Raw genomic sequence first — 21,966 nt, 5'->3', positions numbered from 1 at the left:
CGCCCCTTTCTGGGTCCCGTGGAAAAGCGGTCAAGCTTAGTGGCAACCGGCCAAAGTAGTTGTCGTTAACCGGCCAGAGCAATTGTCGTCGCATAGGCGTCATGGCCTTCGGGCCGATGGGGCTGCGTGGCATGATGCTGTTCCTATTTCGTGACTGTCACCGAACGAATGGTGACTGTCACATAATCTCATTTTTTCTTTTTGTGTTGTGGAAGGTCGGTACCCCCGCACCTGATCGGGGGCAATTGGGGGGATGGGGGGTGTTTAGAGAGCCTAAGAGAGGCTTTTAGCCTTAACCCAAGGAATGCGGTCATGATTGCTCGGAAATCTTACGAGAGAGGCTTACAGGCTGCGGGACTATTGGACACGTAGCATGACGACAGACAGATAGCAGCCGTCAATGTGCACTACGGGAAGCACTACAGAGCGAGGGGGACAAAAAAGCACCTACCTGAAATTATCGTAAGTGCTTGATTATTATGGTGGGCCGTCAGGGACTCGAACCCCGAACCTACTGATTAAGAGTCAGCTGCTCTACCAATTGAGCTAACGGCCCAGAATCTGGGGTGGACGATGGGACTCGAACCCACGACAACCGGAATCACAATCCGGGGCTCTACCAACTGAGCTACGCCCACCATTGACTACTTATTGCGCATCCTGCGGGGTTCGCAGATGGCGCACCCGGCAGGACTCGAACCTGCAACCGTCGGCTTAGAAGGCCGATGCTCTATCCAATTGAGCTACGGGCGCAATGATACGTTGTCGACCCGCCGCAGCCAAGCTGTCTGGTCGGGGTGGAGGGATTCGAACCCCCGACATCCAGCTCCCAAAGCTGGCGCGCTACCAGGCTGCGCTACACCCCGAGTCATTCGTTACCGCCGCACGCAGAGCGCGGAATAATACGCCCGGCCCCCAGTGCCGTCAATGTCACGCCTTGTCCGGGTTGGGGGCACATGCGACAATCCCGCCCCTGCCACGGGCATGGCGGTTCCCCACCGGGGCGGCGTCGATGTCGCTTTTCCCGACACCATCTGAACACGGTCACGATGAGCGCAAAAATTCTCGACGGCAAGGTCGCTGCGGCCTCTATTAAAGATGCGATTCGGAACACGGTCCAGGCGCGCAGTGCGGCGGGTCACAGGCCACCGGGTCTCGCCGTGATTCTGGTCGGCGATAACCCGGCCTCGCATGTCTATGTGAACAACAAGCGACGCAGCTGCGAAAGTATCGGCTTCGTATCACGAGGCTACGACCTTCCGGCCAGTACCAGTCAGGCCGAGTTGCTGGACAGGATCGACACGCTGAATGCCGATCCGGCGATTGACGGAATCCTGGTTCAACTCCCCCTGCCCGCTCACATTGACAGCGAAACGGTGATCGAGCGGATTCGTCCCGACAAGGACGTGGACGGCTTCCATCCGGTTAACATGGGCAAACTCGCGCTCAAGCTGCCTGGCCTGCGGCCATGCACGCCACGGGGAGTGATGACGCTGATGCGACGGGCGGATATCGAACTCGAGGGCTGCGACGCCCTGGTGATTGGCCAGTCCAACATTGTCGGTCGCCCCATGGCGCTTGAACTGCTTAATGCCCGCTGCACGCCGACGATCTGCCACTCTCGCAGCCGTCAACTCGAGGCCAAGGTCCGCGCGGCGGAAATACTCGTGGTCGCCGTGGGCCAGCCCGGCTTCATACCGGGCGACTGGATCCGGCCCGGAGCGGTTGTCCTCGACGTCGGCATGAACCGGCTGCCCAACGGCAAGCTCACCGGCGACGTGGACACCGCCGGGGCGGCAAGCCGAGCTTCCTGGATCACGCCGGTCCCAGGCGGCGTCGGACCCATGACCGTCGCAACCCTGCTGGAGAACACCCTGCAGGCGGCGGTCAACAGGGATCAGACACAAGCCGCCGCTGTGATGCAGGTCTAGTTCCTGATTCCCGCCCGATGCTATGGTCGGGACGTTTGCGGGATGACTTCGGGATCAGAATGACAACTCGGAACCAGGACGATCGGCGGTCCTTCTCGAGAGTAATGTTCGAGAGTGCCGGTGTACTGCAAAGCGGTCATTATCCGCTGGAAGTACAGGTGCAGGATCTATCGCTGAATGGCGCGCTGCTTGCCCTACCCGCCCACGCCACCTTGACGGACGGCGCACGCTGCCGACTGGATATCCCGCTGTCCGCGGATGTCGAGATCAGCATGCAGCTGGAGCTGGTGCACCAGAACGGCAACCTGGCCGGCTTCCACTGCCTGGAAATCGACCTGGACAGCATGAGCCACCTGCGGCGACTGGTGGAATTGAATACCGGCGATACCGAACTGCTGCAGCGCGAACTGGCCGATCTCGGCCACTGAGCTTCGTCAGCCGAAGGCGACGTCCATGGCGTCTCCCAGCCGTCGCACTCCGATGACCTCCATGCCCTGTATGGCCTGTTTACCCCTTGGAACATTCTTCTCGGGCACCAGGGCTCGACGAAATCCATGTTTCGCGGCCTCCCGCAGTCGCTCCTCGCCATTCGGAACGGGCCTTATCTCCCCTGCCAGACCAATTTCGCCGAACGTGACGGTATCCCCGGGGACAGGCCTGTCGCGCAGGCTTGAGAGCGCAGCCAGCAGCGCTGGCAGATCGCTGGCGGTTTCACTGACTCGGACACCACCCACCACATTGATAAAGACGTCCTGATCTGCGGTGAACACGCCACCATGCCGATGCAGCACCGCCAGCAGCATGGCCAGACGGTTCTGATCCATTCCCACGGCGACCCGTCGCGGGTTGCTGAGGGAAGTCTCCGCCACCAGGGACTGCAATTCCACCAGCATCGGGCGACTGCCCTCGCGCATCACCATGACCACGCTCCCGCTAACGGCATCCTCATGGCGGGAGAGAAAAATGGCCGACGGGTTGCGCACTTCCTTGAGTCCGCCGTCATCCATGGCAAAGACACCCAGTTCGTTGGCCGCCCCGAAACGGTTCTTGACGGCCCTGAGCAGACGAAACCGGCTGCCTCCATCGCTCTCGAAATAGAGTACGGTATCCACCATGTGCTCCAACACCCTTGGCCCCGCCAACTGGCCATCCTTGGTCACATGCCCCACCAGGAACAGGGCGGTTCCCGTCTGCTTTGCGTGGCGCACCAGCAGGGCTGCGCTCTCCCGTACCTGGGCCACGGAACCGGGGGCGGACTGCAACTGCTCGGAGAATATCGTCTGGATTGAATCGATTACCATGACGCGAGGCCGTCGCGTCGAGGCCGCTGCAAGGATGGACTCGACACTGGTCTCGGCGAGTACGTGCAGCCCGTCAGTGGGAAGCCCCAATCGCGTCGCCCGCATGGCTACCTGGCGCAGTGACTCCTCGCCGGTGACGTAGAGCGCCTCACCCGCCTGGGCAAGGCTTGCCGTGGTCTGCAGCAGCAGGGTCGACTTGCCGATTCCGGGGTCACCACCAAGCAGGACGACACCACCTTCAACCAGCCCACCGCCGAGTACACGGTCGAGTTCACCGATCCCGGTGGTACTGCGGGCCTCTTCCACCAGATCCACCGCAGACAGCGCCTGAATGCCGGTATCCCCGGCGTATTGCCCGCCCTGCGGCTTGGCCCGCGGCGTCGCCATCACGGCCCGCTGTTCCTGCAGACTGTTCCAGGCCCCGCACTCGGGGCACTGACCGGACCATTTGGGGCTGAGAGCGCCGCAAGCGGTACAGCTATACTGGCTGCGGGTTTTCACCACGAAGTGAGTCTCTTCCCAGTTGCACGTGCACGCGGCTGGTCACACCACAGAGCAGTTCGTAGGCAATGGTACCGGCCTTCTCGGCCACACGCTCCACCGGCAAGCCCTGCCCCCAGAGCGTCACCTCATCGCCGATGTCGACCTCCTGCTCAAGTCCCCGCAGGTCAACGGACAACATGTCCATGGAAACCCGCCCGACCAACTGCGTTTCCCGGTCATTGACCAACACCGGTGTGCCTGACACAGCATGCCGGGGATAGCCGTCGCCGTAGCCAATGGCAACAACACCCACGGGCATGTCCTCAGGGCAGGTCCAGGTCGCCCCGTAGCCCACGGAATCACCAGCCTTGTATTGGTTGATGGCGATCAACCGGCTCTTGAGCGTCATCGCAGGCCGCAGTGCCGGGGCCTCCATACCATCGATAAAGGGATTGACACCGTAGAGCATGACCCCGGGGCGCAGCCAGTCACGCCTTGCCTCCGGCCAGCCCAGCACACCCGCCGAATTGGCAATGGAATGCTCACCTGCCAGATCCCGCGTCACCGCATCGAAGTTGCCGACCTGCAGCCGGGTGCGCTCGTCATGGCGATCGTCGGCACAGGCGAGATGGGTCATGAAACGGACATGCGGCCCGATCCAGGCGCAATCGAGCAGCCGTTGGTGAATCGCCGCAACGGCATCCGGCTGGAAACCAAGCCGGTGCATACCGGAATCAATCTTCAGCCAGACCGACAAGGGACGTGGCAGCCGGGTATCTTCCAGCAATCGCAACTGCCACTCCGAATGCACCGCAATGTCGAGGCGGTAACGACAGGCCTGCTTGAGTTCCGCGGGCTCGAAGACCCCCTCGAGCAACAGGATCGGATGGGCATAGCCCGCTTCCCGCAGGGGAATGGCCTCTTCCATGCAGGTGACGGCGAACGCGTCCGCCTGCCGCAGGGCGCCAGCCACCCTTAACAGACCATGGCCATAGCCGTTGGCCTTGATGACCGCCATGACCCGGCCACCATCTGCGTGCTGGCGTGCCACCTCAAGGTTGTGGCGCAGGGCGTCGGTGCTGATGACCGCGCGGGTGTCTCGGCTCACTGATAACCCTCGCTGCGGTAGACATCGTGCACGTAATTCTCGAAGCGCGTGAACTGACCGAGAAAGGTGAGACGACAGCTGCCGATGGGGCCGTTACGCTGCTTGCCGATGATAATCTCGGCGCTGCCCTTGTCCGGGCTCTCTTCGTTGTAGACCTCATCGCGATAGATGAAAACGATCACATCCGCGTCCTGCTCGATGGCGCCGGACTCACGCAGATCTGACATGACCGGGCGCTTGTTGGGACGCTGCTCCAGGCTGCGATTGAGCTGTGAGAGGGCCACCACCGGCACTTCCAGTTCCTTGGCCATGGACTTGAGGGACCGTGAAATCTCGGAAATCTCCGCGGTGCGGTTCTCCTTGAAACCAGGCAATTGCATCAGCTGCAGGTAATCCACGACGATCAGCCCAAGCCCATGCTCGCGCTTGAGTCGACGTGCCCGGGCGCGCATGTCCTGCGGCGACAGGCCGGGGGAATCGTCAATGAACAGCGCAGCATCAGAAAGGATACTCATGGTCGACGTGAGCCGCGGCCAATCCTCGTCATCCAGTTTGCCGGTACGGATCTTCTGCAAATGGATGCGCCCCAGCGACGACAACATGCGCATGGCCAGCGAGTCAGCGGGCATTTCCATGCTGAACACGGCGACCGGCTTGCCTCCCCTGAGTGCAGCATGCTCGGCCATGTTCATGGCGAAGGTGGTCTTGCCCATGGAGGGTCGGGCGGCAACGATGACCAGGTCGCCGTTTTGCAGACCAGAGGTCATTTCGTCAAAGTCGGTAAACCCGGTGGCAAGCCCGGTCACCGTATCATTGCGGTGAAACAGCTCATCGATACGGTCCACGACGCCTGGGAGCACGTCGCGAACCCCGACAAAGCCCTTACGAAAGCGCCCGCTACTCTCGGCGATCTCGAAGATCGTCCTCTCCGCCTCTTCCAGCAGTTCACGGCTATCGCGGCCATCGGGCTGGAAGGCGGCCCCCACCACGGACGTACCCGCCCGGATCAGGTCGCGCAAGACCGCACGCTCCCTGACGATATCCGCGTAGGCCGTAATGTTAGCGGCACTGGGCGTATCCGACGCCAGGGCCCCCAGGTAGGCAATGCCTCCGGCGTCTTCCAGCAGGTCGGAGCGCTTAAGCCACTCGGCCAGGGTCACCACATCCATGGGCTGCTGGCGTTCCGCCAGGGTGGACATGCCCCGAAAGATCAGGCGGTGATCATGCCGGTAGAAGTCTTCTTCACGAATGCGATCGGCAATTCGCTCCCAGGCATCGTTGTCCACCATGAGACCGCCCAGAACCGCCTGTTCCGCCTCCAGGGAGTGCGGCGGAACCTTGAGTGCGGCGATGTCGGCCGCTGACGGCGAGGATGTCCGGGTTTCTGCCATGGTGTGACAATCAGCTCCTGAAACTCAGCGATTTCGCCTGCCCACGGCCAGACACATCGCGTGGTGAAGGGGCTCGAACTCCCTTCACAGAGTACCGACATGCGCACCGGGATGCCATCCGACCCCCTCCACATACGCAGCGCGGCCGAATGGACGTGAGGGCATCCACCCGGCCGCGCTGAAGGTGTGGAAGTCAGGTCAGGCGAGCGCGTTACAGACGCTGGCGCCTAGCCCTGGAGCTCGTCAAGTGCCTCGACAACCACGGTCACTTCGGTATCGACGTCTGCATGCAGATGCAGCTCGATCTGATAGGAGCCGGTCACCCGCAAGGGGCCTTCGGGCAAGCGGACTTCCTGCTTGGCGATTTCGACGCCAGCGGCAGTCACCGCGTCAGCGATATCCGCCGTACCCACGGACCCGAACAGCTTGCCTTCATCACCGGCCTTCGCCTTGATGGTCACCGACAGGCCCTCAAGCTGCGCCTTGCGCTGCTCTGCGGCTGCCAGCACTTCCTGGGCCTGACGCTCGAGTTCGGCGCGACGCTCTTCGAAGTAGCGAACGTTTTCTTCCGTGGCCGGCTTGGCCTTGCCCTGAGGAATCAGGAAATTACGCCCATAACCGGAGCGGACGGAGACCTTGTCTCCGAGGTTGCCCAGATTATCGATCTTCTCCAGCAGTATGACGTCCATCTTTACAACCCCGTCTACTCGTATCAATGCGGCCCGCGGAATTCGCGCCGCTCAGTCAGAACTTTTTTCCTCGGGTGCCGGCAAGCGCTTGCGGAAATTCTGCCAGCTATCCAGCAACCCGATGATCATGAATGCCGGCCAGCTCAACGGCAGCGTCACATAGCCAGCAGCGGGAACGGCCCAACCCCAGCCACGCGCGCGACTGAAGGCATGCACAACTGCAAACGCCTGCAAGACGTAAGCTGCCCCCAGCAAGATACCGAACTGCGCGAGCGCCCAGGATCCGAACAACATACCGCCCAGCAACGTAACCGCGACACCGATCGCAACCGTGTTGCCCAGGCTGAAGCGATAGAACTCTTCCCGGAACCCGCCCGGATTGTACAGCACCGCCTGCCAATAACGCCCAAGAAACAACCCGAAGATAGTGTTGATCCAGACGCTCAGGCCGACACCCAGCGGAACATAGCGCCCGATGGCAGACAATTCCTCGCGCTGCGCCTCACTGAGCTCGCTCACATCGATGCCCAGGGCGGAAGCCCAGATCGCCCCATCGCCACCGGCAATGAGGTGGAACAGGGCCATCACCATCACCGAAAAACCACTGACACAGAGCACGGTGAGCGGCAACGAGATGGTTCCACGCAGCACCATGGCTGCGCCCAGCACCGGCATCCACAGCACCAGCACCATGAGCAGGGCGCCTGCAACCTGCCCGGTGGCCACCAGTTCGACCAACAGGTAGCCAACCAGCGCGCCTGCGGCGATCAATGCGCCATCGGCCGGCCCGCGCCGAAGTGTCCACAGCGCCAACGCGGCATTGCCGAACCACATGAACAGCGGAATCAGGCTTGCCGCGACCACGAACAGGATGCCGTAGAGGCGCCCCTTCATGATGAATTGGGCAAGCCCCCGCATACCGCCGACCCCTAGTGGCGATCAGTGTACGGCAGCAATGCCAGGTAACGCGCCCGCTTGATCGCTGCGGCGAGTTGACGCTGATAACGCGCACTGGTGCCAGTGATTCGGCTGGGTACGATCTTGCCTGTTTCAGTGATGTAGTTGCGCAGCGTGTTCAGATCCTTGTAGTCGATTTCCTTCACGCCTTCGGCGGTGAAGCGACAATACTTCCGTCGACGGAAAAAACGTGCCATCTCGAAGCTCCTCATTCGTTCGCGGGGTCGGCAATATGCAACCCTCGCGCGTCAATTTCCAGTGTGGTGCGGTACGTCCGGTGACCCATGCCCATCAGGCTTCCCGTTACGCGGACCTGATCACCGTCGCGCAGTCGGCAGGCGGTCTCGAGCAGTTCCGGTGCGGCAACCCGCACCGTAACCTGGAAGGGCCGCCTGTCGGCTGTGGCCCCCTCAGTGTTCTCACCATGCTCGATGCGCAGCCGCACGATCTTAAGCCCAGCTGGCGTCTGACGGACATCAGGCTCACCAAGCAGGCGCCCGGTCAGAACAAGCCTGTTGTCGGGCCAGCGCGATGTGCGTTCCGCCATCAGCAGCCAGACCCGGCTCAGGCTTCCGCGTCGGCATCTTCCTCGTCGCGTTCACGCCTGGACCCACGATCTTCGCCCCGGTCGCGATCGCCACGTTCTTCACGGCGTCCACGCTCCTTGCTCTCTTCACGCGTCATGAAGGAGGGCTCGGTCACCGCTTCATCACGGGACAGCACCATGTGGCGGATCACGGCATCATTGAAGCGGAAGGCCGAAGTCAGCTCTTCCATTTCCTCAGGGCCACACTCCACGTTCATCATGACGTAGTGGGCCTTGATGAGCTTCTTGATGGGATAGGCGAGCTGCCGGCGACCCCAATCCTCAAGGCGATGGACTTTGCCACCCTGGGATTCGACCGTGCCACGATAACGTTCGATCATGGCGGGCACCTGCTCGCTCTGGTCCGGATGGACCAGAAAGACGATTTCGTAATGTCGCATTGTTGCTCCCTTTGGTTACCCGGGCTTTGCCCGGCGAAGCTTCCGGCCAAGGCCGTGAAGCAGGGTTAATCCGGGGGATTCCCCAGAAAGGGCGGCAGTATACAGAAAATCAAGCAGTGGGAACACTTGTAGAATCGGCGATTCGCTGGCGCAGCGCCTCGAACAGCACGATGCCGGTTGCAACGGAGACGTTCAGACTCTCCACATGCCCCACCATGGGGATACGGACCAGGAAATCGCAGTGCTCCCGGGTGAGCCTGCGCATGCCCTCCCCTTCCGCGCCCATGACCAGGGCAATGGGGCCAGTGAGGTCCTGCTGATAGAGGGAATGGTCAGCCTCGCCGGCGCATCCCACTAGGAAGACCCCGCGACGTTTGATGCCCTCCAGCGTGCGCGCCAGATTGGTGACCTGGATAAAGGGTGTGGTTCGTGTGGCGCCGGACGCAACCTTGTGGACAACAGGGGTCAGACCGACGGCCCGGTCTCGCGGCGCGATCACAGCATGGACACCAGCCGCATCCGCGCTACGCAGACAGGCACCAAGGTTGTGGGGATCCTGCACCTGGTCGACCACAAGGAGAAATGCAGGCTCCGCCAGCCCATCAAGGAGACGTTCGAGATCGCCTTCGTCCAGTGGGCGCTCACCACGCAAACGGGCCACGACGCCCTGATGCACGGCACCTTCGGCCATGGCGTCGAGTTCGCGCCGGCTGGCGGCATAGACCTTGACGCCGGCCCGCTGTGCGAGCTCGCGCACCTGCTCCATGCGCCGGTCACGCCGGCCCCGCTCCACCCACACACCATCGACACGCGCCGGATCATACTTGAGAGCCGCGCGCACACCATGGATGCCAACAACAGACGGTTCGCTCATGGTGTTGCCCGATCTATCGCCCGCGCCGCCGACCACGCCCCGGACGGGAGGCCCGCTCCTTGCCATCACGTTTGGCACCCTTGCCAGGGCCCCGTTTACGACCGTCGGATGCCGCCGCCGGCACCACCTGACCGGACTCGTCCAGCGGTCCAAGCATACTGAGATCGATCTTCTTTTCGTCCGGATTCACTCGATCAAGACGGACCCGAACCCGGTCTGTCAGGCGGTAGACGCGGCCTGTTCGGTCCCCCTGAAGCTCATGGCGGACCGGGTCGAAGTGAAAGAAATCGTTCTCCAGTTGCGTCACGTGTACAAGGCCATCGACGTGTACTTCTTCGAGTTCCACGAACAGACCAAAGCCGGTGACAGCGGTGATCACGCCATCGAATTCCTCACCGACACGATCCCGCATGTAGCGGCACTTGAGCATCATCACCACATCGCGCGTGGCCTCATCGGCACGCCGCTCCGTCATCGAACAGTGCTCGCCAAGGGTCAGTAATCGATCCTGATCCAGGGGGAAGCTGTCGCCAGGCTTTCCCTCGAGCACATGACCAATGGCCCGATGCACCAGCAGATCCGGATAGCGGCGGATGGGCGAAGTAAAGTGTGCGTATTCGCTCATGGCGAGGCCGAAATGGCCGGCATTCTCCGGATGATAGACAGCCTGTTGCAGCGAGCGGAGCATGACCGTCTGGATCAGTTCCCGATCAGGCCGCCGGGAGACCGCATCCATCAGGCGGGCGTAGTCCTTGGGTTGCGGGTCATCGCCCCCGCCCAGGCTCAAGCCGATACCGGAGAGAAAGTCCCGGAGGTTGTCCAGCCGGTCCCCATCCGGACCCTCGTGATTTCGAAATAACGACGGCACCCGGTGCCGCTTGAGATAGCGTGCCGTCGCCAGGTTGGCTGCGAGCATGCACTCTTCTATTATCTTGTGGGCTTCATTGCGCTGTACCGGATAGACGCCCTCGATGATGCCATCGGGGCCAAAGGTGATAGCGGTTTCGGTGGTCTCGAAGTCGATGGCGCCGCGGTGCCGCCGCGCCTTGCGCAACACCCCGTACATCTCGAAGAGATCATCCAGATGCGGCACCAGGGCCTGGTAGCGCTTGCGCAATTCACTATCCCGGTCGACGACAATCTTCGCCACCTGTTCGTAGAGCATCCGCGCATGGGAGCGCATGACACCGCGGTAGAACTGGGAGCGGCGAATCGTGCCCGAATCACTGATCAGCATGTCGCAAACCATGCACAGGCGATCAACCCGAGGGTTCAGTGAGCACAGTCCGTTGGACAGGCGCTCCGGCAGCATGGGGACGACCTGACCGGGAAAATAGACCGAGTTGCCCCGATCCTGAGCCTCGTGGTCCAGCGCACTACCCGGCTGTACGTAGTGCGAGACATCGGCGATGGCCACCACAAGACGCCAGCCACTGGGCTTGGGCTCACAATAGACGGCGTCGTCGAAATCCTTGGCGTCAGCGCCATCGATGGTGACCAGGGGGAGGTCCCGGAGATCCCGACGTCCTGCCTTGTCTGACTCCGCCACCTCTTCCGGCAACTCTTCGGCCTGCTGGAGCGCCGCCTCCGGCCAGGACACGGGAACACCATAAGTCAGTGCAGCCGTCTCGACTTCGCTGCCGGGCTCGATCTGCTCGCCCAGCACCTGCATGATCCGGCCAACTGGCTGCAAGCGCCGTGTCGGCTGCTGCTCGATGCCGACCACGACAAGCTGTCCGTCCAGCGCCGACCCGCGATGCTCGGGCGGAATAACGATATCCAGGTGCAAACGTCGATTCTGGGGCACCACGAAGGACACGCCGGACTCTTCGAGATACCGCCCAACTACCGCCTTGTTGGCCCGAGTGAGTACGTCGACGATGCGCCCTTCCGGCTTTCCCTGCTGATCCATGCCGACAATGCGGACCACGGCCCGGTCACCATGGAGCACGGTGCGCATATCCCGCGGCGAAAGAAAGATCCGCTCGCCACCGGCGTCCGGAGCCAGCCAGCCGAACCCATCCTTATGGCCAATAATGCGCCCCCGGATCAATTCCTCATGATCCACCAGCACATAGCCTTCGCGACGGTTGCGCACCAGCTGTCCATCCCGCTCCATGGCGATCAGACGGCGCCGCAAACCCTCGAGCGCGTCCGGGTGGTCGAGACTGAGCGCCGCGGCAATTTCATCCCGGGTGAACGGAGCGGCCTGCTCCTCAAGAAACTCCAGGATGAACTCCCGGCTGGGGACGGGGTGAGCGTATTTATCCTGCTCTCGAGCGAGAAACGGGTCGGTATTCGGGTCAGCAATGGGCTTTCGTGTTGTCATTGCGGCATTGTACGCGTTTACGGCCTCGGAGGCGCGGCCGGCAATCGTTGACAGGATAGGTGGCCGCCGGTAGAGTACGCGCCGAACTGCGGTGGGAAGCCACTGACAGGCCCAGGTGGCGGAATTGGTAGACGCGCTAGCTTCAGGTGCTAGTGGGGGAAACCCCGTGGAGGTTCAAGTCCTCTCCTGGGCACCAGACGAGCAAAAAGGCGAACCTCATGGTTCGCCTTTTTTTGTGGGCCGATCCGGACGATCAGGCGTCGAAGGGGTGACGCAGCATGATGGTCTCATTGCGATCCGGACCCGTGGAGATCATGTCCACGGGAACGCCCACGAGTTCCTCGAGCTTCTCCAGATAGGCCCGGGCCGCCGCCGGCAATTGCTCCCGATCCGTCAACCCGGCCGTGGACTCTTTCCAGCCGGGCATCTCGATGTACTCGGGATCACAGGCTGACAGGGCTTCCGCGCCGGTCGGTGGCAGGTTGTACCACTGACCTTTCGCCTCATAGCCAACGCAAATTTGTACGCTTTCAAGCCCATCCAGCACATCCAGCTTGGTGATGCAGAGCCCGGAGAGGCTGTTGACCTGTGCGCTGCGACGCATGGCCACCGCGTCGAACCAGCCACACCGCCTGGCCCGACCGGTGGTGGATCCGAACTCCTTGCCCTTCTCGGCCAGATGACGACCGATGTCGCAATCGAGTTCCGTGGGGAAAGGCCCCGCCCCGACTCGCGTGGTATACGCCTTGGTAATTCCCAGCACGTAGTCCAGGTGCCTGGGGCCGATGCCGGTACCCGTGGCTGCCGCCCCGGCGGTGGTGTTCGACGAGGTTACGAAGGGATAGGTGCCATGATCCACATCTAGCAGGGCGCCCTGCGCTCCCTCGAACAGGATGTGGCTACCCGCGTTGACATGTTGCTGCAGGATGGCGGTCACGTCATCCATCAACGGGCGCAGCTCTTCCGCCTGGGTACGGAGCTTCGCCAGTACCTCGGCGCCATCTACAGGCTCTTCGTTGAAATAGTTCTTGAGAATGAAGTTGTGGAAGTGCAGCAGGTCACTCAGTTTGCGCTCGAGGCGCTCCTGATCGTAGAGATCTGCGAGACGGATACCCCGCCGGGCGACCTTGTCCTCATAGGCCGGTCCAATGCCACGGTTGGTGGTGCCGATACGATCCTTGCCTCGTGCTACCTCCCGGGCACCATCCAGACGCTGGTGAGTGGGCAGTATGATCGGGCAGGCGGGGCTGATGCGCAGCCTCTCCCGGGCGGGCACACCGCGCGCCTCCAGGGCGGCGATTTCCTCAAGCACCTTGCCGGGCTCGAGCACCACACCATTGCCGATCAGGCAGTGCACCCCCTCATGCAGAATGCCGGAGGGTATGAGATGCAGGACCGTCTTGCGACCATCCAGCCAGAGCGTATGCCCGGCATTGTGCCCGCCCTGAAAGCGCGCGACTGCCTGAGCACGCTCGGTGAGCAGGTCCACCACCTTGCCCTTGCCTTCGTCACCCCATTGCGTCCCGATTACGACTACGTTCTTTGCCATGCTCTCCGTCCAGCATCATCAAGCCCCAGCGGGGCGCTCATTGTCTGGGTTGCAGCCGCCAGCGGCCTTCCTGTTCGACCAGTTCCCTGTCGTATAAGCCATCCTCGGGAATGGGCTCTCCCGGCAAGGCGAGAACGACGCGCTCACCCGCATCCCGCAGGCGACGCACTTCCCCCAACAACGCCGGATCATCCGACCACGGCGCAAGAATCCCGGCAGCCGGCGAAACGCCTGACGCAGCATCGCCCAACTGCAGCAGTTGCTTGAGGTCGGCGCTGAAACCTGTTGCCGGCCGCGCCCTGCCGAACACGCGGCCGATATCATCATAACGACCACCGCGCGCGAGTTCGCGACCCTGACCGGGCACATAGGCTGCAAAGACCACACCGGTGTGGAACTGGTAACCGGCAAGCTCGGCAAGATCGAAGTGCAATGTCATTCCCGGATGCCGGTTTTCGAGACGGGACGCCAGTGCCCAGAGGTGCTGGAGCTCTCGTCGCACGCCCTCGCCGGCACCGCGCAACTGCTCGCCTGCCTGGTCGAGCACACCGATACCGCCATTGAGATCCGTCAATGCGGCAAGCCGGGCGCGACAGTCCGCATCGGATACCGTATCAAGCAGTTCGGCAACTTCACCGCGGGCCTTGCGTTGCAGCGCCTCGAACAAACGCGTTTCACATTCCTCGCCCAATGCCGCTTCCTCGGCCAGCGCGCGGAAGATGCCGACGTGGCCCAGATCAAGGTGGGGCGGATTCACGCCTGCGACGCTCAGGGTTTCCAGCATGAGATCGATGATCTCCACATCGCTCTCGACACCGGCATGTCCGTACAACTCGGCACCAACCTGCACGGGATTGCGGGATTGTCCTGGACCCTCGGAGCGCGTGTGCAGCACCGTACCTACGTAGCAGAGCCTGACCGGGCCGTTACGACGCAACTTGTGGGCATCAATGCGGGCAGCCTGGGGTGTCATGTCGGCGCGGACACCCATGAGTCGGCCACTCAGTTGGTCCGTGAGCTTGAAAGTCTGCAAGTCCAGATCCCGTCCCGTTCCGGTGAGCAGGGAATCCAGATACTCGATGGTTGGCGGCATGATCAACTCATAGCCCCAACGCTCATAAACATCGAGCACGCGCCGACGCAGTAGCTCGAGCGCCCGCGCACGCGGCGGCAGCAATTCATCGACGGCTTCCGGCAGCATCCACCGGTTATCGTCGGAGAAGTCTCCGTCGTTCATGTTCTCGCGCTCCCGGCGTCAGGGCCGGATCAGATAAAGGATGGCGAGTCCGGTGAGCATGGCTACCAACCCGGCAATGCGCAATGACCGGTCATCGAGTTCGATGATCTGGCGCATGTACTGGCGCAGTGTCGCCGGACTCAGAAAAGGCATGATGCCCTCGAATACGAGCATCAGGCCCAGCCCGATCAGCAGGTATTCCCAACTTGCCAAAGGGCCTCCACAAAAAAATCCGGGCGGCTACTCTGGCCGCCCGGCTGACTGATCGATCGATCAACCGCTTCCGCGTTTTGTTCGAGCGGAAAACGTCGCGCTAGTCGCGACCCTCCACATCTTCAAAGTAGCGGAAGAAATCCGAACGGGGGGACAATACCATTACGTCATCCTCACCGTCGAACGCACGCTGATAGGCCCGCAGGCTACGCGTGAAGTTGAAGAACTCCCGATCCTGATCAAATGCATCGGCGTAGATCTGGGCAGCTCGCGCATCACCTTCACCACGAATGGTTTCGGCGTCACGCTCCGCTTCCGCGACCAGGATGGTCACCTGCCGATCGGCCTCGGCCCTGAGGGTTTCAGCCTGCTCTTCACCTTGTGCCCGAATGTTCCGCGCCACACGCTCGCGGTCGGCCCGCATGCGGGCGAACACGGATTCACTGACGTTGGGCGGCAGATCGACACGCTTGATGCGGACGTCCACCACTTCAACACCAATGTTGGCGGCAAAATCACGCAGCTCTTCCTGCAGGATGTCCATGATCAGGGCTCGATCGCCGGCGATCACGTCGTCCACCTGGCGCCGCCCGAACTCGCTCCGCAATCGGTCGCGGACTCGCACGCCCAAGCGCCGATTCGCCTCTTCCACACTGCCACGCACCGTGGTGTAGAACTCTCGAGTGCTGCCGATCCGCCACTTCACGAAGGTATCGACAATGAGGTTCTTCTGCTCACCGGTCAGGAAGCGCTCAGGCTCCGCATCCAGCGTCTGCACACGGCCATCGAACTTACGCACGTTATTGATAAACGGCATCTTGAAATGCAGGCCTGGCTCATAGTCCGCACGGACCACCTCACCAAGACGGAATTTCATGGCCCGTTCGGTCTCATGAACGGTGAAGACCGAGAAGTAGAGCAGGGTCCCTGCCACCACAAGCACAGCTACGATGATGTTCTTCATGCCACTCATCAGTTTGCCCCCCTGCTGCGCAGATCGCCGCGGCTGCGGGCATCGCTACTGGTAGCCCCGGCCGCCGGCACTCGGCGTTCGAGGACGTCTCTGTCCAGCGGTCGGACGCTGCCGCCATCGGTCTGCCGGCCGCGCTGAAGCTGGTCCATCGGCAGGTATAGCAAGGGATCTCCGGCATCGGAGTCAATCAGGACCTTCCGATTGCGCTCAAGGATCTCCGCCATGGTGTCGAGATAAATTCGACCCCTGGTAACTTCCGGCGCCCGTTCGTACTCGCGCAGCAGCGCAACGAAGCGGGTGCTTTCACCGTCTGCCTCGTTGGTCACCCTCGCCCGGTAACCCTCGGCGTCCTCGCGGATTCGGGCGGACCGACCACGAGCCTCCGGCACGACCTGGTTGGCGTAGGCATTGGCCTGGTTGATGACGCGCTGCGCATCTTCACGCGCCATGATCACGTCTTCGAATGCTTCCTGGACTTCATCCGGGGCCTGAATGTCCTGCATGTCCACACTGACCACTGTCAGGCCGGTTCCGTAGTTGTCCATTGCCGCGCTGACCAACTCGAAAACTTCTTCGGCCACCTCGGCCCGACCCTCGGTCAGCACGAATTCAAGGTTGGATCGCCCCACCACTTCGCGGACCGAACTCTCAGCGACCTGCTTGAGGCTCTCATCCGGGTCACGGAAATTGAAGCGGTACAGGCGGGGATCGCCGACCTGATACTGCACGGCGAGCTGAACCTCGACGATATTCTCGTCCCGGGTCAGCATCAATGCCTCGCGCTCGATCTTGCGCCGGCGGTCACCACCCATGAGCTCGTAACCAACAGGGGCAACACGGCGCTCTTCGACGTTGACCTTCTCAACGGAGCCGATGGGATACGGCGGCCGCCAGTGTGGCCCAGGAGTCGTGGTCTGCTGGTATTGACCGAAGCGCAACTCAAGACCACGGTGACCTTCGTCGACGATGTAGATGCCGGAGGCCATCCAGACCAGGAAGGCCACGCCGATGATGATAGCGATCCCGGTTCCGCTGATGCCGGCACCGCCGCCACCCTGGTCGGAACCGTTGCCGTTCTCGCCGCCGAAGCCACCATTGCCGCCGCCGGAGGAACCTTTACCTCCAAACAGGCCGCCGAGCTTGCCTCGAACCTTTTTGATCACCTCGTCGAGATCTGGCGGCCCCTGGTTGCCGGACCCTCCACCACCCCACGGATCGCGGTTGCCGCGACCGGGTTCATTCCAGGACATAAAGTCTCTCCGTACCGTCAGTCATCGAACCGCCCTGCTCGGCGGCAGCAGATTTTATAGAGCGCAAGGGCGCTGCCGCAAGGCATCACGCATCCACGAGCTCGATTTCGCGGGACAACCCTTCGTTGTCCCGCAATCGTTCCAGATCCGTACGACGAATCTCGATCTCCATGAGCAGATCACCACACGCCTCTGTCTGCTCACCCAATACTTCGCCCAACTCGAACAATCGCGACCGCAACCGGCCCTGGCTAGGCGTCAGACGAATTCGACCATGGACACGTTCCGCGCCCTGCAAGCGTCGAACTTCCTCGTGCAGAAGCTCCAGCCCCTCGCCGCTAACCGCTGACAGCCACACCTCGGTGACGCCCGCGTCCTGGTTGAAGGTGACACGCGGACGACCACCAATCAGGTCGGTCTTGTTGTAGACACGCAAACGAGGCAATTCGTGCGCCCCGATGTCGGCAAGTACCTTCTCAACCTCTTCAATCCCGGCTGCACGCTCAGGATCACTGGCGTCGATAACGTGCAGCAAAAGCTGGGACTGCACCGATTCTTCCAGCGTCGAGCGGAAAGCGGCAACCAGCTGGTGGGGCAGATCCCGGATGAAGCCTACGGTATCGGCCAGGACTACCGCGTCACCGTGGGATAGCTCGAGCCGCCGCAAGGTCGTATCGAGGGTCGCAAACAGGCGGTCATCGGCATACACCTCGGCCTGGGTGAGCGCGTTGAAGAGCGTTGACTTGCCAGCGTTGGTGTAGCCCACCAGCGAAACCGTCGCAACATCTCGCTTGCGCCTCGACTGCCGACCCTGCTCACGCTGTTTCTGCACGCGCTGCAGGCGTTTCTCCAGCTGCCGGATGCGCACACCAAGCATGCGTCGGTCCATTTCCAGCTGCGTTTCACCCGGGCCACGCATCCCGATGCCGCCCTTCTGTCTCTCAAGGTGCGTCCAACCCCGCACCAGGCGACTCGCCATGTGGCGCAGTTGCGCGAGCTCGACCTGCAGCTTGCCTTCATGACTTCTCGCGCGTTGCGCGAAGATATCAAGAATCAGCTCGGTGCGATCCAGCACCCGGCAGCAAAGGGCACGCTCCAGGTTGCGACCCTGGCTCGGGCTGAGAGGATGATTGACCAGGACCGCCTCGATCCCCTCAACGGCCACTCGGGCCTGTATTTCCTCCATGCGTCCGCGGCCGATGAAGTAGCGCGGGTCGGGACGGTTACGCCGAATGATCAGGCGATCAACCACCTCTGCGCCGGCGGATACCGCCAGCGCCTCCAATTCGTCTATTGCTGCCTCGGGCGGGAGCTCGCCCAGATCCAGATGAACAAGAATGGCCCGCTCACCGCCTGCGGGCCTTTCGAACAGATTCAGCTCTGAAGCCGCGCCATTAATCGTTTCAGACGTTACCAAGATCTGGGCTACCTCGGTCGTTGCCTTCCCCCTGGGGCAGTTTCACATTGCGCGCAGGTACCACGGTCGAGATGGCGTGCTTGTACACCATCTGACTCACTGTATTGCGCAACAGCACCACAAATTGGTCAAAAGACTCGATCTGGCCCTGAAGCTTGATTCCGTTCACCAGGTAGATGGATACGGGAATCCGCTCCTTGCGCAGCGCATTCAGGAACGGTTCCTGCAGAGATTGTCCTTTGGACATTTCAGTAGCCCCTTGTTATTCATCCCAAATTTGTTGTTTTCCGTGAGCCCGCGCCTGCCTTCCCTTACAGATCTCGGCTACCGCGTTCGGGACACACTGGCCCAAGCCCCAGTTTATCACAACAGACCACGTTTCCCGGCTCCGGAAATACTGCCAGCCCGTGCCTCAGCAGGGCTCGTCCGCCTGGGCCAAAGTGACCGTCGGCGGCCTCCATCGAACGAGTTCCCTGTCGATCTCGCGCTGCAAGTCATCCGCCAGCGCCGCATGCGGCCCAGTCAGCACGCGAACGGTATCATCCCGGCGCAACCACGTCAGCTGTCGTTTCGCATACTGCCGGGTCGCAGTGACTGCCCGCTTTATCATCTCCTGCCGCCCATATGCACCATCCATATGGAGCCACATCTGTCGATAACCGACAGCGCGCATGGACGGTTGGTTCAGCGCAAGATCACCCCGCTCTCGCAGTGCGCTCACCTCGTCTTCGAATCCGGCCTCGAGCATCGCATGGAAGCGCTCCGCAATCCGTTGATGCAACAGGCTTCGCGCCGCAGGCATCACGGCAAGACGATGCAGGGCCAGACCTTCTGGCGGCCCCTCCCCACCCGCCTGCAGATCGCTCATTGGCCTGCCCGTAATCAGGCAGACCTCAAGGGCGCGCTGCACGCGCTGGCTGTCATTGACGTGCAGACGCTCTGCAGACGCTGGATCGAGTTTCCGCAGCCAGGCGTGCATTCCGTTGACGCCGCGAGTAGCGGCCTCCCGCTCCAGTCGATCACGCAATGCCGGATCGGCAGATGGCAGCCTGGAAAGACCCTCTTCCAGAGCACGGAAATACAGCATGGTTCCCCCTACCAGCAGGGGAATACGTCCCCGGGCATGGCTGCGCCGGATTTCCCTTAGCGCATCCCGACGGAACGCAGCGGCGGAGTAGCTCTCCGCAGGATCGAGTATATCGATCAGGCCATGCGGCACACGTTGCCTGAGGGCCACCGAAGGCTTGGCGGTACCGATATCCATGCCGCGATAAATCATGGCTGAATCGACGCTGATCACGTCTACTGGCGCGCGCTCAGCCAGCACCACGGCCAGATCCGTCTTGCCGCTGGCTGTTGGCCCCCGCAGGCAGAAAACCGGAGCCGCGCTGGCGCTCACGTCAGCCACGCTACTGACCCCGCATGAACAGACGGTCCAGGTCGGTCATACCCAACTGCGTCCAGGTTGGCCGGCCATGGTTGCACTGCCCACTGTTGGGCGTATTCTCCATATCCCGCAGCAAGGCGTTCATTTCCGCCAGCTCCAGTCGCCGGTTGGCGCGTACCGAACCATGGCAGGCCATGGTTGAGAGCACTTCATTGAACCGGGCTTCAAGACGCGACGCATCACCACTGGTACCGATATCCGCCAGTACATCCCGGACCAGCGCGCCGACATCGGCCTGTCCGAGAATGGTTGGCACACCGCGAACAACGAGGGATTCGGGACCGCTGCGATCGATCTCGATCCCCAATCGGACAAACGCCTCGGCATGCTCCTCTGCAAGTGTCGCTTCGGCGGGTGTAACGGCGAGTGGAAGAGGAACGAGCAGCGGCTGCGACTGGACACCCTGCCGGGCCATGTCTGCCTTGAGACGCTCGTAGACGATACGCTCATGGGCAGCGTGCATATCCACCAGCACCAGGCCATGGGCATTCTGCGCAACGATGTAGACACCGTGAATCTGCCCCACCGCATAGCCGAGCGGAGGCGCCCCGGCAGCCGCCGGATCAGGCCTTGGCACGGGATGCGGATTGACGCCACCAGACGGCGCCGACCGTTGTGGCATCGGCGCCGCTTGATCCGACCATTCAGCGACCCGTTCGCCATAAAGGGCGCGGGCCTCCTGTACCGGAAGCTCCATACGCCCCTGACGCGGAGTGACGGCCTGGTAAGCCGCACCCGCACCCGTGGTCGAGGCGCCCCGAGCCAAGCCAAACGCCGCTTCCTGCGGTCGCAGGGCGGACTCCATGCCCGGCTCGGGACGCACACCCTCAAGCACCTGTCGAAGATGCCGGGACAGAAAGTCATGAATGAGCCTGCCGTCCCGAAACCGGACCTCATGCTTCGCCGGATGCACGTTGACGTCTACCTGTGCCGGGTCCACGTCGATGTAGAGCACGTAGGCCGGGTAGCGATCCTTGAACAACACGTCCTGATAGGCTCGGCGAATGGCATGAACAGCGGTCCTGTCGCGCACCATACGACCGTTGACGTACAAATACTGTAAATCCGCCTGGCTGCGGGAGAATGTAGGCAGGCCCATCCAGCCGCGCACGCTCAGTCCACTGGCTTCCACATCCACCCCCAGCGCATGCTCGACGAACCCATCGCCAAGCAACCTGGCCAAGCGCCGTTCCCGCTCTTCCTGTAGCGCGGCGGGCGGCAACTGCAGGGTGGCCCGGCCGTTATGACGTAGCGTGAGCCCGACGTCGAAGCGGGCCATGGCGAGGCGACGAACCATCTCCAGCAGGTGGGTGTATTCGGTGCGCTCGGTACGCATGAACTTGCGCCGTGCAGGGGTGTTGAAAAAGAGATCACGCACTTCAACCGTGGTCCCTTCCGGGTGAGGCGCGGGGCTCACGTCGATGTCATCGCCCTGGCAGGTCGCCGACCAGGCGTGAGTCTCACCCCGGGCCCTGGACGTCAGTGTCAGGCGTGACACGGAGGCGATACTGGGCAGCGCCTCACCCCTGAACCCCAGGCTTGCCACACGCTCCAACTCGGCAAGCGAACCGATCTTGCTGGTTGCGTGGCGTTGCAGGGCCAGCGCCAACTCCTCACGAGGAATTCCAACGCCGTTGTCGCGGATGCGGATCACCCGTGCGCCACCGGCCTCAACATCGATTTCGATCCTGTCAGCACCCGCATCCAGGCTGTTTTCGAGCAGCTCCTTCGCCACAGAGGCGGGACGCTCCACGACCTCCCCCGCAGCAATCTGGTTGACCAACTGGCCAGGCAACGGACGTATAGGCCGCCGCTCGGTCATGACACCCC

21 protein-coding genes and 5 tRNA genes are annotated in these 21,966 nt (G+C 62.1%); 3 read left to right on the top strand and 23 right to left on the bottom strand.

Translation table 11 applies throughout. From position 1 onward, the window contains the following. Positions 1-480 precede the first annotated feature (480 nt). From J2T57_RS10765 to J2T57_RS10750, 4 genes are all read right to left on the bottom strand, one after another. A tRNA-Lys gene (locus J2T57_RS10765) sits at positions 481-556 on the bottom strand. Positions 557-562: 6 nt separating this feature from the next. Continuing rightward, a tRNA-His gene (locus J2T57_RS10760) sits at positions 563-638 on the bottom strand. 38 nt (positions 639-676) lie between these two features. Next, positions 677-753, bottom strand: a tRNA-Arg gene (locus J2T57_RS10755). Positions 754-789: 36 nt separating this feature from the next. Then, positions 790-866 (bottom strand) — tRNA-Pro (locus tag J2T57_RS10750). A gap of 183 nt (positions 867-1,049) precedes the next feature. Here J2T57_RS10750 and folD point away from each other — a divergent pair. Together folD and J2T57_RS10740 are read left to right on the top strand one after the other, a co-directional pair. Then, positions 1,050-1,931, top strand: a complete 882-nt coding sequence (folD, locus tag J2T57_RS10745) for a bifunctional methylenetetrahydrofolate dehydrogenase/methenyltetrahydrofolate cyclohydrolase FolD (RefSeq protein WP_253477820.1) — start codon at positions 1,050-1,052, stop codon at positions 1,929-1,931. Between the two features lie 17 nt (positions 1,932-1,948). Continuing rightward, entirely contained in the window at positions 1,949-2,359 is a 411-nt protein-coding gene (locus J2T57_RS10740; protein WP_366519091.1) for a PilZ domain-containing protein, read from the top strand. A 6-nt stretch (positions 2,360-2,365) separates the two neighbouring features. Here the strand turns inward: J2T57_RS10740 and radA are convergent, their stop codons facing one another. From radA to rnr, 10 genes are all read right to left on the bottom strand, one after another. Then, on the bottom strand, positions 2,366-3,736 hold the full coding sequence (gene radA, locus J2T57_RS10735) for a DNA repair protein RadA (RefSeq protein WP_253477814.1): 1,371 nt from the start codon (positions 3,734-3,736) through the stop codon (positions 2,366-2,368). Next, positions 3,711-4,823, bottom strand: coding sequence for an alanine racemase (alr, locus tag J2T57_RS10730; protein WP_253477812.1), 1,113 nt, complete (start codon positions 4,821-4,823; stop codon positions 3,711-3,713). The genes radA and alr overlap by 26 nt, the downstream gene beginning before the upstream one ends. Next, positions 4,820-6,214: a replicative DNA helicase gene (dnaB, locus tag J2T57_RS10725; RefSeq protein ID WP_253477809.1), complete on the bottom strand. Its 1,395-nt coding sequence runs from the start codon at positions 6,212-6,214 to the stop codon at positions 4,820-4,822. The genes alr and dnaB overlap by 4 nt, the downstream gene beginning before the upstream one ends. 227 nt (positions 6,215-6,441) lie before the next feature. Next, positions 6,442-6,903, bottom strand: coding sequence for a 50S ribosomal protein L9 (gene rplI, locus J2T57_RS10720; protein WP_253477806.1), 462 nt, complete (start codon positions 6,901-6,903; stop codon positions 6,442-6,444). 51 nt (positions 6,904-6,954) lie between these two features. Then, a complete protein-coding gene (locus tag J2T57_RS10715; RefSeq protein ID WP_253477803.1) occupies positions 6,955-7,797 on the bottom strand; it encodes a YybS family protein in 843 nt (280 codons plus the stop codon). A 35-nt stretch (positions 7,798-7,832) separates the two neighbouring features. Then, complete coding sequence (rpsR, locus tag J2T57_RS10710) at positions 7,833-8,057, bottom strand: 30S ribosomal protein S18 (RefSeq protein WP_253477801.1); 225 nt, start codon at positions 8,055-8,057, stop codon at positions 7,833-7,835. Between the two features lie 11 nt (positions 8,058-8,068). Continuing rightward, positions 8,069-8,407 carry a single-stranded DNA-binding protein gene (locus J2T57_RS10705; RefSeq protein ID WP_253477799.1) on the bottom strand — a complete coding sequence of 113 codons (339 nt, stop codon included), beginning with the start codon at positions 8,405-8,407 and terminating at the stop codon, positions 8,069-8,071. Positions 8,408-8,424: 17 nt separating this feature from the next. Continuing rightward, positions 8,425-8,847: a 30S ribosomal protein S6 gene (rpsF, locus tag J2T57_RS10700; RefSeq protein WP_253477796.1), complete on the bottom strand. Its 423-nt coding sequence runs from the start codon at positions 8,845-8,847 to the stop codon at positions 8,425-8,427. Positions 8,848-8,956: 109 nt separating this feature from the next. Next, positions 8,957-9,721, bottom strand: a complete 765-nt coding sequence (gene rlmB / locus J2T57_RS10695) for a 23S rRNA (guanosine(2251)-2'-O)-methyltransferase RlmB (RefSeq protein WP_253477793.1) — start codon at positions 9,719-9,721, stop codon at positions 8,957-8,959. Between the two features lie 13 nt (positions 9,722-9,734). Continuing rightward, the gene (gene rnr / locus J2T57_RS10690; protein ID WP_253477791.1) at positions 9,735-12,050 is read right to left on the bottom strand and encodes a ribonuclease R; all 2,316 of its coding nucleotides are present in this window, start codon (positions 12,048-12,050) and stop codon (positions 9,735-9,737) included. A 109-nt stretch (positions 12,051-12,159) separates the two neighbouring features. Here rnr and J2T57_RS10685 point away from each other — a divergent pair. Next, a tRNA-Leu gene (locus tag J2T57_RS10685) sits at positions 12,160-12,246 on the top strand. 57 nt (positions 12,247-12,303) lie between these two features. Here the strand turns inward: J2T57_RS10685 and J2T57_RS10680 are convergent. The 9 genes from J2T57_RS10680 to mutL all read right to left on the bottom strand — a co-directional run bounded on the left by J2T57_RS10680 (position 12,304) and on the right by mutL (position 21,958). Next, complete coding sequence (locus tag J2T57_RS10680; protein WP_253477787.1) at positions 12,304-13,599, bottom strand: adenylosuccinate synthase; 1,296 nt, start codon at positions 13,597-13,599, stop codon at positions 12,304-12,306. A gap of 37 nt (positions 13,600-13,636) precedes the next feature. Beyond that, a complete protein-coding gene (locus tag J2T57_RS10675; protein ID WP_253477784.1) occupies positions 13,637-14,836 on the bottom strand; it encodes an ATP phosphoribosyltransferase regulatory subunit in 1,200 nt (399 codons plus the stop codon). Positions 14,837-14,854: 18 nt separating this feature from the next. Next, on the bottom strand, positions 14,855-15,049 hold the full coding sequence (locus J2T57_RS10670; RefSeq protein WP_253477782.1) for a DUF2065 domain-containing protein: 195 nt from the start codon (positions 15,047-15,049) through the stop codon (positions 14,855-14,857). Between the two features lie 100 nt (positions 15,050-15,149). Next, positions 15,150-16,022, bottom strand: coding sequence for a protease modulator HflC (gene hflC / locus J2T57_RS10665; protein ID WP_253477780.1), 873 nt, complete (start codon positions 16,020-16,022; stop codon positions 15,150-15,152). Beyond that, on the bottom strand, positions 16,022-17,272 hold the full coding sequence (hflK, locus tag J2T57_RS10660) for an FtsH protease activity modulator HflK (RefSeq protein ID WP_253477778.1): 1,251 nt from the start codon (positions 17,270-17,272) through the stop codon (positions 16,022-16,024). Before hflK ends, hflC begins: the two co-directional genes overlap by 1 nt. A gap of 85 nt (positions 17,273-17,357) precedes the next feature. Further along, positions 17,358-18,644: a ribosome rescue GTPase HflX gene (hflX, locus tag J2T57_RS10655; protein WP_301289331.1), complete on the bottom strand. Its 1,287-nt coding sequence runs from the start codon at positions 18,642-18,644 to the stop codon at positions 17,358-17,360. A 31-nt stretch (positions 18,645-18,675) separates the two neighbouring features. Continuing rightward, on the bottom strand, positions 18,676-18,936 hold the full coding sequence (gene hfq / locus J2T57_RS10650) for an RNA chaperone Hfq (RefSeq protein WP_253477774.1): 261 nt from the start codon (positions 18,934-18,936) through the stop codon (positions 18,676-18,678). Between the two features lie 165 nt (positions 18,937-19,101). After that, complete coding sequence (gene miaA, locus J2T57_RS10645; RefSeq protein ID WP_253477772.1) at positions 19,102-20,097, bottom strand: tRNA (adenosine(37)-N6)-dimethylallyltransferase MiaA; 996 nt, start codon at positions 20,095-20,097, stop codon at positions 19,102-19,104. Between the two features lies 1 nt (position 20,098). After that, on the bottom strand, positions 20,099-21,958 hold the full coding sequence (mutL, locus tag J2T57_RS10640; RefSeq protein ID WP_253477770.1) for a DNA mismatch repair endonuclease MutL: 1,860 nt from the start codon (positions 21,956-21,958) through the stop codon (positions 20,099-20,101). Positions 21,959-21,966 lie beyond the last annotated feature (8 nt).

Origin of the sequence: Natronocella acetinitrilica (assembly GCF_024170285.1) — a bacterium.
GTDB classification, from domain to species: domain Bacteria; phylum Pseudomonadota; class Gammaproteobacteria; order Nitrococcales; family Aquisalimonadaceae; genus Natronocella; species Natronocella acetinitrilica.
The sequence above is the reverse complement of the archived record's forward strand: the minus strand, read 5'-3'. Positions and strand labels throughout refer to the sequence as shown.